We start from the raw sequence: 14933 nt of genomic DNA, 5'->3' as shown, positions 1-14933 counted from the left end.
TCTCGTTACACCGGTCAGCCCCGGCGGACGGTGATCGTCGTCCAGGCGCCCACGTGTACCCGGTCGCCGTCCTGGAGCGGGACCGGCACGAACGGCTGGATGGGCTCCTCCGACATGTTGACCGTGGTGCCGTTCGTCGAGTTCTGGTCGACGACCGCCCATCTGCCGTCCGGCTGCTGCACCAGCACCGCGTGCTGGTGCGAGACACCCGGGTCCTCCGGCGGCACCGACAGGTCGATGTCGGGGGTGTCGCCGGTGGAGTGCCGGCGGCGGCCGATGGTGACCTGGTTGCCGGTCAGCGTGCGCTGCTGCTCGGGCGAGTACGCGGGCAGGTTCAGGCCCGCGGCCTCGGGGCCGGAGCGCTGCATCATCGCCATGAAGTACTCGCGGTCCGGGCCGATGGTCGCGGTCCAGGTGGCCGACCGGGGGGCCTGCGGTGCGTGCGGCGCCTGCGGGAAACCGCCGGGTCCGCCCGGTCCCGGCGGGGTCTGGGTGCCGCCGGACTGCGGGTAGCCGTAGCCGCCGCCCTGACCGCCGGGGCCGGTGGACGACGGCGGGGAGATCACCCAGTCGTCGTCGGCGGCCGGGGGCCGGCGGGTCTCGCCCGGGAACGCGGGCGGGGCCGACGCGCCGGACGGCTGGAACGCCTGCGGGGCACCACCGGGACCACCGGGCGGCGGCACCGGACCCGAGGGGTCACCGCCGAAGCCGGAGGGGCCGGACGGCGTGGGGCCACCGGGACGGGAGGGCTCACGCCTGAAGGGGGAGGGGCCTTGGGACCCCTGACCCTGACCCTGCCCCTGACCCGGGTTGCCGCCGAAGGCCGAGGGGCCACCGGATCCCGGGCCACCGGCGCCCGGTCCCTGTCCGGGGCCGCCGCCGAAGCCGGACGCGTCACCCGGACCCGGGCGCTGTCCCTGGCCACCGCCGAACCCGGACGGCCCACCCGGGCCACCGGCGCCCGGTCCCTGCCCGGGGCCGCCGCCGAAGCCGGACGGGCCACCGGAACCCGGGCCGCCGGGGCCCTGGCCCGGCACCGCGCCCCGGCCGCCGAACGCGCCGGGGCCGCCGGGACCGGACGGGTTGCCGGCACCCGGGCCCTGCCCCGGACCGCCCTGCCCCGGACCCTGGCCGAAGCCCTGCGGCGCCCCGGGCGGGCGCCGGTCACCGGCGCCGAACGGGGGCGCGCCCGAGGGGCCGGGGGAGGTCGGCGGGCCGGACGGGGCCCGGTCGCCGCCGAACGGCGTCGGGCCCGACGGCTCGCTGTGGAAGGACGGGAGCGGCTCGGCGGGCCGGTTCACCTGCGAGGGCCGCGAACCCTGGTACTCGTACCCGTCACCCCCGCCGTACGTCGAGCTCGGCGGCTGGAACCGCGGCTGCGGCGGACGCGGGGCGGCCGGGGTGTAGGAGGTCGCCGTGTTGGTCAGGAAGTTCCACCGGCACTCCTCGCAGAACGGCGCGCCGCCCTCGCGGGGCGTACGGCACTGCGGGCACAGCTCCGGCTCCGGGGCGGACCCGCCGGCCGGGCCGCCCTGCGGGGGCGGGAAGCCGTAACCGCCCGGGGGCGGCGGAGGGGGCGGAGGTACGGCACCGGCCATGCGGTGACCGCAGACCTCGCACCAGTCGTCGGAACCCGACTGGTGTCCGTTCGGGCAGGTCGGCATGTCGGTGCTTCCCCTTCTCCTACGCTGTGGAGGGTCACTTCTTCACACGGACGGTCTTGGTGGACCGGGTCTCCAGAGTCATCTCGTCCGCCTCCGCGACCCTCGTCTTCAACCGCACAGTACCTGTCACGGCGTCGACCACGTCCACCACCTTCGCAAGCAGTTTCGCAGTATCCGCGTTCCCCGAGGCGTTCGCGAGCTGAACCGCCCGCCCCAGTTTGGCGGTTGCTCCATCGAAATCACCCGCTTTGCGAAGGTCCAGGCCCTTCTGGATGACTTGCGCCAGTTCGGCCTGCCCGGTGTAGTGGGCGACTTGGGGGCTGATCGCGGTGGAGGCGGTCATGTCGTCGGTCCACACGGCCCGTACCAGCCCCTGTGCGCCCAGGTTCTGTGCGGTTCCTCCCGGTTCCGGAACGACCAGCGAGACCCGCGCGGCGAGCATCTCCCGGCCCAGTCCGGCCGGCGGGACCGTCACGCACAGGTGGTAGTCGCGGGACTCGTCGCCCCAGGAGCCGGTCGGGTAGTCCCCGGCGCGCGGCCCGGCCTCGGTGCGCCGGCCGGTCAAGTCCTCGACGGTGGGGGCGACTTGCTTGACGAACCGGATGGTCGTGCCGACCGGCGTCCACACCCGCAGGGAGACGTCGGCGACCTCCTTGCCCATCGCCGTCTCCATCATCCCCGTGAAGTCGGCCGCCAGACCGGCCGGGTCGGCGACGATGTCGGCGGTGCCGAGCAGCGCCGAGGCGATCCCTGTGACTTCTTTCACTTCCCAGTCGGTGCCCACGCCCCGCGCGTCACAGGTGAACCGGCCGGCGCAGGCGTCGAGCGCGGCCCGCAGGTCCTCCGCCGACTCGTGCTCGTTGCGGCCGTCGGTGAGCAGGATGCCGTGCCGGATGGTGACGTCCGCGGCGGACAGCAGCCGGTCGGCGAGGCGCAGCCAGGTGCCGATGGCCGTACCGCCGCCCGCGCTCAGCCGGCGCAGCGCCTGCTTGGCCTGCTCGCGGGTGGTGGCGTCGGCGACCGCGAGCCGCCCGCCGCCCGGATAGACCTCCTTGGCCACGTGCGTGCCGCCGATCACCGCGAAACGGGTGCCGTCGCGCAGGGTGTCGATCGCGGCGGCCGTGGCGTTGCGGGCGCCCAGCATCTTGGTCGGCGGGTAGTCCATGGAGCCCGAGCAGTCCACCATGACGGCCACGGCGGCGGACGGCCCCCCGCCCGGCGGGTACGCCGGCGCGGAGACCGCGCCGCCGAGGGGGGCGCCGCCGGTCGCGGTCACCGTGACGATGGCGTTGACCTCGCTGCCGCCCTCGGGCAGGTACTCGTTCTGGTAGACGTCCACCGAGAACCGTGGCTTGTCCGACTTCGCGAAATTGGCCATGCTCGCTCGCATCCCCCTCGGACGCCCCGCCGACGCGAGGCGACGACTGTGAGCGGACCGGTCCCCTCCGGTCCGCCGCGGCTTCCCCGTGCCGTTCCCCCGTCGGATACGGCCCTCAGGCCGATCCTGCCCCCTGCGGCGGCACCGGGAACGGCAGGACCGCCACTGTTACGTTGTCGTGGCCCCCGCCGTCCAGCGCGTGGCCGACCAGCACCCGCGCGCTGTGCAGCGGGCGGGCCACCGCGTCGGGTGGCAGGACCTCGGACATCTCCTCCGCCGTCTCGGCGTAGTTCCACAGTCCGTCGGTGCACACCACCACGGCGCCGGGCCGGTCCGGTTCGAACGACGCGGTGTGCGGCTCCAGTTCGTAGGCGTCCGCGCCGAGCCAGCCGGTGATCGCGTGGGCGCGCGCGTCGGCGTACGCCTCGGCCTCGCTCATCAGACCGGCCGCGACCATCTGCGCGGCCCAGGAGTCGTCCTCGGTCAGCCGGGCGGGCGGTGCGGTGCGGTCGGTGGGCACCCAGTAGACGCGGCTGTCGCCGACCCAGCCGACGACCAGCAGCCCCGGGGTGACCACCGCGCCGACGATCGTGCAGGCCGGCGCGTTCTGGTGCGGGGCGTGCTCGCGGGCCGTGGCGGGCTCCTCGGCGAGCGCGTTGACGGCCTGCGCGGCGGCGACGATCGCCTCGTGCATCGCCGCCTGCGGGTGGGTGCCGCGCGGCAGCGCGGCCAGCAGGGTGTCGCCCGCCGCCCGGGAGGCGGCCAAGGAGGCGTCGTCGGGGCGGGTCGCGGACGACACGCCGTCGCAGACGATCGCCAGTGCGGCCGGGGTGCCGTCGGGCAGTGTGGTGTGGCCGACGGCGAAGGCGTCCTCGTTGCGGTGGTGACGCAGACCGCGGTCGCTGACGGCGGCCACCGGACCCGACTCCCGCTCCACGTGGTCGCGTTCCCGCGGCTGGGCGTGCCCGCAGTTCTCGCAGTAGCCGTCGCTGTCCACCCGGCCCGCCCGGCAGGCCACGCAGAGCTGCGCCGGGTCGGCCGGTGCGGAGGCCGGCCGGGGGTCCGGTGCCTGCAACGGGTACTCCTCGGGCTCGTGCGGCCGGTCGAACCGCACCCCGGAACCGGAGGGATGCCCGCCCGGCTCCGCGTCACCCGGGCCGGGACCGTTCTCGCCCGGAGGCAGCGGCGCGCCGCCCGGACCGGAGCCGGCCCCACCCGCCGCCGACGGCCCGCCGTCCGGAACGGACCCGGACCCGTGCGCGGCCGGCGGTAGGGCGCCGGGTTCCTGGGCGGACAGCGGCGCGGCTGCCGGGGCGGGGCCGTACTGCTGCGGTGCCGCAGGTGTGGTCCCGGAGGCGTCGCCGGACAGTGGTGTGCCGCCCGAGTCGGTGCCCGGCAGGTCCGTCGGGAGGTGGGGGGCGGGAGAGGCCGTGGGCGGTCCGGGGGCGGGCCACGCCGGGCCGTCCCCGGGACCGGCGGGGCCCGTCATGGTGAGCGTCGGGTGATCCTGCGGCGGCGCGGGCACCACCGAAAGGTCGTACCCGCACGCTCCACAGAACAGGTCACCCGACTCCACGGGCTCCGCGCAGCTCGGGCACTTCGCCAGTGCGGCCTGCTGGGGCATCTGCGACATCGACTACACCCACGTCCGGGGGCGGTAACGGTTGGCCCGTTCCACCAGCTCGATCCTCTCATCGCCGCCGGGCGCCAGCCGGGCCAGCGTGCGGTAGGCGCGCTCCAGGCCGAAGCGGAGGCCCCGCTCGTCCAGACCGCTGCCCAGCAGCACCCGGCCTCCGGCGGCGGGCCCGGTGCCCTGGCCCCCGGAGAGTATCCAGTCCAGCGCGCAGCCGAGCACTTCCGCCGACAGCAGCTCGCGCCGTGCCGGGTCCAGGCCGTACGCCTGGAGTGCCTCGACCTGACCGGCGGCGGCCGTCAGGTCGTCCAGGAACGGTACGTCACCCGCGCTCGCGGTGCGCTGTCTCAGCCGGGCCCGGACGGCGGCGACGCGGGCGGCCGTGTAGTGGATGGAGGACTCAGGCACGGACTCCAGCGTCGTCACGGCGCCCCGCCGGTCCCCGGCCGCGAGCTGCACCCGCGCCAGCCCGAACGCGGCGCTCACGAAGCCCGGGTCGGTCGTCCACACCAGGCGGTAGTACTCGGCCGCGTTGTCCAGCTGGCCCAGCACCTCGGCGCACAGGCCGAGCGCCAGCTTGGGCGCGGCCTCGCCGGGAAAGGCGTCGTAGATCGCGTCGAAGGCGAGCGCGGCCTGCTCGAAGTCGCCGGTGACCAGCGCGGCCACGCCCCGGTACCACACCACCCGCCAGTCGTCGCCCTCTTCCTCGTCCAGCTCCGCGAGGCTCGTCAGCGCGCCCTGGTGGTTGTCGCTCTCCAGCCGGGCGCGGATCCGCCGGAGCCGGGTCTCCACGGTCTGCGCGGGTGCCGCCGCCAGCGCGCTCATCAGCTCGGCCGGCGCCGAGGCCATCAGGCCCGCGAGGAAACCGGCGCCGGGGTCGTTCGGGTCGACCAGCGGGACCGGCAGGGCGAGCGCGGCGGCCGGCGTGTCGACGGGCCGGACCAGGGCCGGCGGGGGCGGGGCGGGAGCGGCGGGAGCCCTCCGCACCGGCCGCGCGCCCAGCCGGGACACGTCCCCGTGCAGCCGGCGGAACAACTCCGTGTCCGTGACCCTGGTCTCGGGCCCGAACAGCGTCGACAGCGCGGGCCGCGCCCGGCCGGTCTGGAGCGAGACCACCTCGCGCAGCACACCCGTCAGCTGCTCGGCCATCTCCTGCGCGGAGGCGAACCGGCGGCCCGGGTCGGGGTCGGTGGCGCGCACCAGGAGCCGGTAGAAGGACTCGTAGCGGCGGAAGACGTCGATGGTGTCGGGGTCGGGCAGGGAGTCGGCGTAGACGTTGGTGTAGCCCTGGAAGTCGAAGGCCAGCACGGCGAGCGTGCGGGCCACCGTGTAGAGGTCGCTGGCCACGGACGGGCCGGACTCGGCGACCTCCGGGGCCTGGTAGCCCACCGTGCCGTAGATCGCCGACTCGTCGTCGTCCATCCGGCGGACCGCGCCCATGTCGATCAGCTTGAGCTGGTCCTCGGTCTGGATGGCGTTGTCGACCTTGAAGTCGCAGTACAGCAGGTTCCGGCTGTGCAGATGGCCGAGCGCCTCCAGCGCCTCGATGCCGTACGCGCACGCCTGCTCCACCGGCAGCGGGTCGCGGCGGCCGTCGGGCGCCCGGCGGGCGTTGGCGATCTCCTTCAGGGACTTGCCGCCGACGTACTCCATGACGATGTAGCCGTCGAGGGAGCCGGTGCGCTGGTCCAGGTGCTCCACGAAGTTGTAGATGCGCACGATGTTGGCGTGCTCGATCTCCGCGAGGAACCGCCGCTCGGAGATCGCCGCGGCCATCGCGTCCTGGTCGCCGGTGTCGAGCAGGCCCTTGAGCACCACCCAGCGGTCGGCGACGGCCCGGTCCACGGCCAGGTAGATCCAGCCCAGCCCGCCGTGCGCCAGGCAGCCCGCGACCTCGTACTGGCCGTGCACGATGTCCCCGGCCCGCAGCTTGGGCACGAAGGAGTACGGGTGCCCGCACTTGGTGCAGAAACCTTCCGTGCGGCCCGGCCGGTCGCCCCGGGCCCGGCCGACCGGCGCCCCGCAGTCCGACCGCGAGCAGAACCGCTTGCGCTCCGGCACCTCCGGGTTCTCCAGCACCATCGCGCGCGGGTCGGGCCGCGGCACCTGCGGCACCGAGACCAGCCCCGCGCCCAGCCGACCCCGCGAGGAGGCCCCGGAGGACGATCCCGAGCTGCGCACCGACACCGAGCGGCCCGTGGACGTCCCCGACAGCGACCGGGACAGCCGCCCGGACACCGAGCGGCGCGACCTCGACGACTGCGAGGACGTACGCGAGCTGCGGGAACTGCCGGTGTCGGAGGCCCCCCGGGCGACCCCGGTGGGCGGCGAGCCCACCATGCCTCCCCCGGAGGGGGGACCCCCGGCCGAGACGACCGGCGCCAGACCGCACGTGTCGCAGTACAGCTCGCCGCCGCCGACGTCCTCGTACGTCCCCTCGCAGCCCGGTCGCTGGCAGCTCTGCCCCGGCTGACTCATGACTCGTCCCCCTTACGGTCCTCCGGCGCGCTCGCGCTGCCGAGCAGTTCCGCCGCCGCCCGCTGGTAGCGCAGCACGGCCTGCTCCGCCACGCGCAGGTCGCAGGGCGCGCTCCACAGCATGCGGCGGGCCGCGTCGTACCGCTCGGCCAGCAGCGGGTCCTCCGCGAGACCGTGCCGTGAGACCTTCGCCTTGTACGCGTCGAGCCTGCCGCGCAGCTCGGCGCGGACCGCCAGCGGCGCGGTGACCGCGGTCAACGACTCGCGGGCACGCAGCAGTTCGTCCTCCGCCTTCTCCTCCAGCGACTCCAGCAGCGGGGAGAGCCGGTGCCACTGGGCCTGCCTGCGGTACTCGGCCGCGGTGGCCAGCTGCTCCTGGAGCGCGGTCGGTGGTCCGCTCACCACCGGCACCTCGGTCGCGGCGATCTTCGCCAGCACCTCGCCGCGCGCGGTCCGCGCCTCGGCCAGGGTCCGGTCCGCACGCGAGAGCACGTCCCGCAGCCGGATCAGCCGCGCCTCCGCGTCCTGCCGGACCGTCAGCACCGCGTCGATCTCCCGGCGCACGTCCTCCAGGGCACGCGCCTCGCGGTCGTACACCGTCGTGTCCGGGCGTCCGCCGCCGGGCGCCGAGCTGCCCTCGGCCGGCACCCAGAAGGCGAGCGGGTCCGAGACGACGTCCTCGCGCAGCCGGGTCAGCGTGCGGGTGATCCGCTCCAGGTCGTCACCGGCCGGGTGCTCGCCGGGGCGCACCCCCACCGAGTGCGCGAGCTGCCGGGTGCGCTGGAGTTCCGCGGCGAGTAAATCGATCCGCGCGGGCAGCGCCGACCAGACCGCGTCGGCGGCGACGATCACGTCCAGGCTCGTCGCGTACAGCTCGTTCATCCGGTCCACCAGCGCGGACAGCGAGAACGTCTCGCTCAGCCTGCCGTTCCCGCCGTCGGGGACGGTCACGGACTCGCCGCGCAGCAGTCCGGTCAGCTCCGCCAGGTCCTCCCGGCTGGACCAGCGGCGGCGGGCGCGGATCTCGCGGGCGCCGCGCAGCGCGGCCGTGTAGGCGTCGAAGTACGCCCACAGCCGGGTGATCCGCGTCTCCGTGGCCTGCCAGCGTTCCTGCGTGACACCGGTCAGCCGCGCGCCTTCGAGGAGTCTGCGGCCCGCGTGGTCCTGGAGGGCCAGCAGCGAGGTCTCGATCGCCTCGTGCTCCTGGCCGAGCCGCGCCAGCGCACGGTCCACCTCGTCCCGGTCCATCACCGGCCCGGCGGGGTCCGTGACGCCCATCGATCACCTCTCGCTTGCTGTCTGTTCGGGTCGGGTACGGCTCAGCCGCCGAGCCGGTACCGCGGCGCCGGCGGCTTCGACGCGGCCGAGTCCTTGCCCAGTGTCGCCGACAGCCAGTCGTCGTACGACGTCTGCCAGCCGTGCGCGCGGTAGTCCACCAGAACGCGGTTGACCCGGCGTACCAGATCGCCGGCGTCCTTCTTCATCGCCACGCCGTAGTACTCGGTCGTGAACGGCTCGCCCTTCAGTGCGACGGTCGGGTCCTGCGCGGCCTGGCTGGCGGCGAGGGCGCCGTCGGTCACCACCGCGTCGACTTCGCCGAGTTGCAGCCGGACCAGGCAGTCCAGCTGGTTCGGCACGGTGGTGGACAGATCGGTGGTGGCGGGCAGCCGGCCGTCCTTCCTGTCGGCCTCCAGCTTGGCGAGGGCCGTCGAACCGGCCGCCGTGCACACCTTCTTGTGCGCCAGCGAGCCGTCGTAGCCCGTGATCGGGGAGGACTTGGGGGCGAGGACCTGCTGGCCGGTCTTGAAGTAGGGCGCGGAGAACGCGACCTGCTTCAGCCGGTCACAGGTGATCGTCATGGTGCGGACGACCATGTCCACGCGTCCGTCCTCGATCGCCGGGATGCGCTGGTTGGTCGGTATGGCCTTGAACTGCACCGCCTCCGGGTCACCCAGGATGTCCTCGGCGATCCGGTGGACGAGGTCGATGTCGAAGCCCTCCAGCCGGGCGCCCTCGGTGTTGGGGTTGCGGTAGCCCCAGCGGTAGCTGTTCTGGTCGACGCCGACGATCAGCTTCCGCTTGGCTCCCGTGCGGGCCTTGATCGCGTCGATCGTCCGACCGTCCGCGCCGGACGGCGCCGGCGTCTGCTCGTGCGCCTCGGCGTCCACGCACCCGTCGGCGCGGGCCTGGACGCCGGTGGCGGTCTTCTGCGCGGCGTGCCGCGGGCCGTCCGGGGTCCGCTGGGTGCACGGCAGCAGCAGGACGAACGCCAGCGCCAGCGCGCACAGCACCGCCATCGCCGCGACTCCGCCCCAGCCCCGCAGGGCGGACCGTGCACGGCTCACGTCCATCGCCTTGCCCCCTGTCACCGGTACTCCGAAAGTCTGCGGCCGATGCCGGCGACGGCGCCTGCCGCGCCCAGCACGGCGAGGACGGCGGCGCCCTCCGGCAGCCCGGTCATGGCGTCGCGCCCGTCCCCGGCCGCCCGCTGGAACTCGGCCCGCTCATGGGCGATGGCCCGGGCCAGACTGCGGTCGACGCCGTCGAAGCACTCGGCGGTCGCGCCCTTCGCGCCGATCACCTTGTCCAGCGCCTGCTGGTAGTTGCCGTTCTCGTCCTCGGCGCGGGCCGTGGCGTGGCGCTGCTTCCACACCGCCATGTCGGCCTGGGCCGCCTCGACCGGTGCGGTGCCCCCCTGGTCGTCGGCGAGCCGCGCCGCCTCGGTCAGCCCCTTGCCGAGCACGGCGATGTCCTCGTCGAAGTCGCGGTAGTAGGCGTCGTACGTGGTGCCGTCGACCGTGACGGTCTCGGCGCCGCGCGCCACCAGGCTCAGGTTCTCGTTGCCGCGCGCCTTCAGGGAGGCGATCCGGGCGTCGTGGAGCACGTTGAGCGAGCGGATGCCGTGCTCGTAGGAGCCGTCGAGCCCCGACCGGGCGACCATGTGGCCGACGACCAGCCACAGCAGGGCGACGGCCGTCGCGGTGCTGGCGGCGACGAGGCCGTGGTTGAGGACGCGGTGGGTGCGCCGGTACGTGCGGTGCTGGGCCCAGCCGAGCGCGGCCAGCGCGAGCAGTCCGAGCCCGATGGCGACCCACGGGTACGGCGTGGCGTCCGCGTAGTCCGCGTCGAGCCGCCGGTTCTCCGTGGTGTAGAGGTCCTCCGCCGCCGGGAGCATCTCCTTCTGCATCTTCTCGTTGGCGTAGCGCAGATAGGCGCCGCCGACCGGATAGCCCTGCCGGTTGTACGTCCGGGCCCGCTCGATCAGGCCCTTGTACTCGGGCAGCAGCCGGTTCAGCCCGGCGATGGTCTCCTCGGACGCGGAGCCCGGCTCGGCGTTGGCGGCGGCGGTGACCAGTCCGGCGGCGGCGCCGCGGATGTCCTTCTCGTACCGGTCCCGGGACTGCGCGTTCTCCTGCCCGCCCGCCAGGAACCCGCTGGAGGCGGCGGTGTTGGCGTCGGCCAGCGACCGGTAGATGCCGGCCGCGCCGTAACTGAGGGGCTGGCTGCGGCGCAGCACGTCGTCGGCGGCGGCCGAGCGGGTGCTGGTCTGCCAGGCGGTGGCCGCCCCGAACGCGACGACCAGCAGCGCCAGGACCGCACCGATGATCCGCAACCGCCCCGGCTCGGTCGTCGCGGCGGCCCGCAGCCGCTCGGCGCCCTCGGCGAAGGCGGTCCGGCGCGCGGGCGGCACCCCCGGGCCGGCGGCCGAGGGGGGCCCGGGCGGTCCGGGCTGGGCGGGGACGGCGGGCACACCGGCCGCACCGGCGGACCCCGCGCGCGGTGGCGCGGCGCTGCTCTTCGGCGGGTGTGTCACTCGACCTCCCCCATGGTCATCCGTACGCCGCCCAGTATCACCGTCCGCACCGACATCGCGCACCGGCCTTCGCTGGATCTTGATCGGATCGCAGCGCGCCCGGGGGCGCGTACCGGCGGACGTACCACCCCTCGTGCTGGAACACGCGGGTGACGGGGGATCGGTTCCCTGTGCGGGGGGCCGGCGGGGGACGGCCTCACGGCTCGCGGTGCTCGTGTGCGGCCTGTTCCAGGGCCGCCGCCTCCGCCTCCGCCAGCCGGGTCTCCGCCGCCACGTCGATCGAGCGGGTCAGCCACCAGTACAGCAGGGCGCTGACGGGGAGGCCGACGAAGAGGGAGATGTCGGCGCCGCCCAGTGCCCTCGCGGCGGGACCGGTGAACAGGGTGCCGACGGAGAAGAACGGGACCATCGCGGCGAAGCCGACGAGGTAGGCGATGATGCCGTGCCGGCCCCAGCGGCCGTAGATGCCGTGCGGGTTGAAGATCTCGGCGATGGCGTAGTGCCCGCGGCGCACCACGTAGTAGTCCATGAGGTTCACCGCGGTCCACGGGATGAACAGGTAGAGCACCAGCAGCAGGAAGTTCTCGAAGTTCGCCAGGAAGTTCGACGTCGCGGCCAGCGCGCCGGCCAGGGAGAGCGCCGCGGTGAGGCCGAGCGTGACCAGCCGTACGGCGAGCGTCGGCCGGACCCGTTTGAAGGAGTCGATGGCGCTGATGAGGGTGAGGGACCCGCCGTACATGTTCAGCGCGGTCACCGAGACCAGGCCGAGGGCCGAGAACAGCAGCACGACGGCGCCGAACCCGGTGAACACCTTGTCGCCCGCGGCGTCGATCGCCGGGATCGTCTGGAAGGTCGCCGGGCCCGCCCAGGCCGCCAGCAGCGCCCCGAGCACCATCAGCCAGATGCCGCCCAGCGCGGAGCCGAAGTAGGTCCAGTAGAAGGTCTTGCGGACGGTCACGTCCGGGGGGAGGTAACGGGAGTAGTCGGAGACGTAGATGGCCCAGCTGATCTGGTAGCCCGCGACCACGCCGAACTGCGCGAGGAACGGTGTCCACCGGAAGCCGCCGAGGTCGAAGGAGCCCGCCGGGTAGTGCAGGGTGACCAGGACGCCCACGGTGAAGACCCCGAAGATGACCAGGAAGGCGTACGTCAGGATCCGCTCGGCCTTGTGGATGACGTCGTAGCCCACCAGCGCGATGACGAGCGCGACCACGGTCACCACGACGACCCACGGCTTCACGCCGCCGTGCAGCGTGGCGTGCAGCGCGTCGGCGGCGAGGATGCTGTTGAAGACGTTGAAGCCGGCGTACTGCACGTAGGCGAACAGCCACACCAGCAGCGCGCCGACGTAGCCGAACTGGGGCCGGGACTGGATCATCTGCGGCAGCCCGAGCTGCGGGCCCTGGGCGGAGTGGAAGGCCATGAAGAAGGTGCCGATCACGGTGCCCGAGACGATGGCCAGCAGTGACCAGACGAGGTTGCCGCCCTGGGTGATGCTGACCAGCCCGACCGCCAGGGTGGCGATCTGCGCGTTGGACATGAACCACAGCGGGCCCAGGTGCCAGAGCTTGCCGTGCCGCTCGTCCAGCGGGACGTAGTCGATGGACCGGACTTCGAGACCGGACACTCTTGGCTCGGCTGATGTGCTCATGACGCCTCCCGAGGTCGGGTCCGCACCTCTGGTCACATTGTTGCCCCGCTCCGCCCCGGGGACGACTCTAGGGTCAGCCCGCCTCCCAGTGGCCCCGCGCCCGCTCCCGCGCCCCCGCGTCCGCCCCCAGCCGGTCCAGGCCCAGGAGGACCGCCCCCAGGACCGGGCTGGCCGTCACCACGCGGACGTCGGCCTTGGGGGCGCGGGCCGCGAGCAGGGCGCGGACGGTGTCGTTCAGCTGGGGGTGGCCGGCGGTGAGGACGCTGCCGCCGAGCAGCACCGGGGTCTCCTCCTCCAGCAGGTCCAGGCGGGTCAGGGCGACCGTGGCCATCACCGTGACCTCCTCCGCGAGCCGGTTGACGAGCGCGCGGGCCACCGGGTCGCCGTCCGCCGCCGTGGCGAACAGCACCGGGGTCAGCTCGTGCCGGCGGTCGTGGTCCAGGTGCTCCAGGTGCAGCGCCTCGATGAGGGCGTACATGGTCGGCAGGCCGAAGTGCGCGGGCAGGGTGCGGGCCAGCGAGGTCGGCCCGCCGCGCCCGTCCTCCGCGCGGGCCGCGTGCCACAGGGCCTCCTCCGCCAGGCCCCAGCCGCCGCCCCAGTCGCCGGAGATGCGGCCGATGGCCGGGAAGCGGGCGGTACGGCCGTCGGGCCGCATGCCCACGCAGTTGATGCCCGCGCCGCACACCACCGCCACCCCGCGCGGCTCGGCGACGCCCGCGCGCAGGATCGCGAAGGTGTCGTTGCGGACCTCCACCGACGCGCCCCACGCGCGCGCGTGCAGCGCGGCCGCCAACTGCTCCTCCTCCACCGGCAGATCGGCGTTGGCGAGGCAGGCCGCGACATGGCTGACGGAGCTGACCCCGGCCTCCGCGAACGCCCGGGCCACCGGTTCCGCCAGCGCGTCCAGCGCCGCGGCCACGCCCACCGCCGGCGGCCGGAAACCGCCGCCGCGAGCCGTGGCCAGCACCTCACCGGCGGCGGTGACCACGGCCACGTCGGTCTTGCTGTTGCCCGCGTCGATGGCGAGGACCGTCAGCGGGTCAGGTGCGGTCAGGCCCACGCGAGGTGCTCCCGGTTGTGTGCGATCAGCTGGTCGGTGAGGGCGTCGGCGTACGCGTACTGGCCGATCAGGGGGTGGGCGAGCAGCGCGCGGAAGACGCGGTCCCGGCCGCCGCGCAGGGCGGCCTCCAGGGCCAGGTCCTCGTAGGCCGTCACGTTCGCGATCAGCCCCGAGAAGAGCGGGTCCAGGGCGGGGACCGGGAGCGGGACGGGCCCGGCCGGGCCGACCGCCGCCTGCACCTCGATCACCGCGTCGTCCGGGAGGAAGGGCAGTGTTCCCCTGTTGAGCGCGTTCACCACCTGGTAGGGGCTGCCCCCGCCGCCGAGCAGAGCCGCCGCCAGGTCCACGGCCGCCTCCGAGTAGAAGGCGCCGCCGCGCTTGGCCAGCAGGGCCGGCTTCTCGTCCAGGGCCGGGTCGCCGTACATCGCCAGGAGCTCGCGCTCCATCGCCGCCACCTCGGCCGCCCGCGAGGGCTTCGTGCGCTGCTCCCGGACGACCTCGTCGTGCGCGTAGTAGTAGCGCAGGTAGTAGGAGGGGACGGCACCGAGGCGGTCCAGCAGCGGGCGGGGCAGGCGGACGTCGTCGGCGATGGCCTCGCCGTGCTCGGCCAGCAGCTTCGGCAGGACGTTCTCGCCCTCCGGTCCGCCCAGACGCACACCGGTTTCCCAGGTGAGGTGGTTCAGGCCCACATGGGCCAGGTGCACATCCGCCGGGGCGCAGCCCAGCAGCGCCGCGAACTTGCGCTGGAAGCCGATCGCCACGTTGCACAGGCCGACCGCCCGGTGCCCGGCCTGGAGCAGGGCGCGCGTGACGATGCCGACCGGGTTGGTGAAGTCGATGATCCACGCGCGCGGGTTGCCGCGGCGGACCCGTTCGGCGATGTCCAGGACCACCGGGACGGTGCGCAGGGCCTTCGCCAGGCCGCCCGCGCCGGTGGTCTCCTGGCCGACGCAGCCGCACTCCAGCGGCCAGGTCTCGTCCTGCTGCCGGGCCGCCTGACCCCCGACGCGCAGCTGGAGCAGGACGGCGTCGGCGCCGTCGACGCCCGCGTCCAGGTCGGACGTCGTGACGATCCGGCCGCCGTGGCCCTGCTTGGCGAAGATCCGCCGGGCGAGGCCGCCGACCAGTTCGAGCCGGTCCCCGGCCGGGTCGACCAGGACGAGCTCCTCGACGGGCAGGGTGTCCCTGAGGCGCGCGAAGCCGTCGATGAGTTCCGGTGTGTAGGTCGAGCCGCCGCCGACCACGGTGAGTTTCAT

Annotated in this window: 10 protein-coding genes; all 10 read right to left on the bottom strand. The window is 74.4% G+C overall.

Annotated elements, in window-relative coordinates:
* Positions 1-14: 14 nt before the first annotated feature.
* The 10 genes from AB0946_RS02695 to AB0946_RS02650 all read right to left on the bottom strand — a co-directional run bounded on the left by AB0946_RS02695 (position 15) and on the right by AB0946_RS02650 (position 14933).
* Positions 15-1664, bottom strand: coding sequence for an FHA domain-containing protein (locus AB0946_RS02695; RefSeq protein WP_366758809.1), 1650 nt, complete (start codon positions 1662-1664; stop codon positions 15-17).
* 34 nt (positions 1665-1698) lie between these two features.
* Entirely contained in the window at positions 1699-3042 is a 1344-nt protein-coding gene (locus AB0946_RS02690; protein ID WP_366758808.1) for a VWA domain-containing protein, read from the bottom strand.
* Positions 3043-3157: 115 nt separating this feature from the next.
* Positions 3158-4675 carry a PP2C family serine/threonine-protein phosphatase gene (locus AB0946_RS02685; RefSeq protein ID WP_366758807.1) on the bottom strand — a complete coding sequence of 506 codons (1518 nt, stop codon included), beginning with the start codon at positions 4673-4675 and terminating at the stop codon, positions 3158-3160.
* Positions 4676-4678: 3 nt separating this feature from the next.
* Complete coding sequence (locus tag AB0946_RS02680; protein WP_366758806.1) at positions 4679-7153, bottom strand: tetratricopeptide repeat protein; 2475 nt, start codon at positions 7151-7153, stop codon at positions 4679-4681.
* Positions 7150-8430 carry a hypothetical protein gene (locus tag AB0946_RS02675; protein ID WP_366758805.1) on the bottom strand — a complete coding sequence of 427 codons (1281 nt, stop codon included), beginning with the start codon at positions 8428-8430 and terminating at the stop codon, positions 7150-7152. Before AB0946_RS02675 ends, AB0946_RS02680 begins: the two co-directional genes overlap by 4 nt.
* 41 nt (positions 8431-8471) lie before the next feature.
* Positions 8472-9503, bottom strand: coding sequence for a glutamate ABC transporter substrate-binding protein (locus tag AB0946_RS02670; protein WP_366758804.1), 1032 nt, complete (start codon positions 9501-9503; stop codon positions 8472-8474).
* A 14-nt stretch (positions 9504-9517) separates the two neighbouring features.
* Complete coding sequence (locus tag AB0946_RS02665; protein WP_366759132.1) at positions 9518-10843, bottom strand: hypothetical protein; 1326 nt, start codon at positions 10841-10843, stop codon at positions 9518-9520.
* A gap of 319 nt (positions 10844-11162) precedes the next feature.
* Entirely contained in the window at positions 11163-12617 is a 1455-nt protein-coding gene (locus tag AB0946_RS02660; RefSeq protein ID WP_366758803.1) for a cytosine permease, read from the bottom strand.
* Positions 12618-12690: 73 nt separating this feature from the next.
* The gene (locus AB0946_RS02655) at positions 12691-13677 is read right to left on the bottom strand and encodes a BadF/BadG/BcrA/BcrD ATPase family protein (RefSeq protein WP_366758802.1); all 987 of its coding nucleotides are present in this window, start codon (positions 13675-13677) and stop codon (positions 12691-12693) included.
* A complete protein-coding gene (locus AB0946_RS02650; RefSeq protein WP_366758801.1) occupies positions 13668-14933 on the bottom strand; it encodes a 6-phospho-beta-glucosidase in 1266 nt (421 codons plus the stop codon). The genes AB0946_RS02655 and AB0946_RS02650 overlap by 10 nt, the downstream gene beginning before the upstream one ends.

It is taken from the genome of Streptomyces sp. NPDC046870 (genome assembly GCF_040704595.1).
Taxonomy (GTDB): domain Bacteria; phylum Actinomycetota; class Actinomycetes; order Streptomycetales; family Streptomycetaceae; genus Streptomyces; species Streptomyces argyrophylli.
The sequence above is the reverse complement of the archived record's forward strand: the minus strand, read 5'-3'. Positions and strand labels throughout refer to the sequence as shown.

Coding starts and splice junctions, on each gene's coding strand:
- AB0946_RS02695 (WP_366758809.1), bottom strand. CDS start 1,664: ATGCCGACCTGCCCGAACGGACACCAGTCGGGTTCCGACGACTGGTGC.
- AB0946_RS02690 (WP_366758808.1), bottom strand. CDS start 3,042: ATGGCCAATTTCGCGAAGTCGGACAAGCCACGGTTCTCGGTGGACGTC.
- AB0946_RS02685 (WP_366758807.1), bottom strand. CDS start 4,675: ATGTCGCAGATGCCCCAGCAGGCCGCACTGGCGAAGTGCCCGAGCTGC.
- AB0946_RS02680 (WP_366758806.1), bottom strand. CDS start 7,153: ATGAGTCAGCCGGGGCAGAGCTGCCAGCGACCGGGCTGCGAGGGGACG.
- AB0946_RS02675 (WP_366758805.1), bottom strand. CDS start 8,430: ATGGGCGTCACGGACCCCGCCGGGCCGGTGATGGACCGGGACGAGGTG.
- AB0946_RS02670 (WP_366758804.1), bottom strand. CDS start 9,503: ATGGACGTGAGCCGTGCACGGTCCGCCCTGCGGGGCTGGGGCGGAGTC.
- AB0946_RS02660 (WP_366758803.1), bottom strand. CDS start 12,617: ATGAGCACATCAGCCGAGCCAAGAGTGTCCGGTCTCGAAGTCCGGTCC.
- AB0946_RS02650 (WP_366758801.1), bottom strand. CDS start 14,933: ATGAAACTCACCGTGGTCGGCGGCGGCTCGACCTACACACCGGAACTC.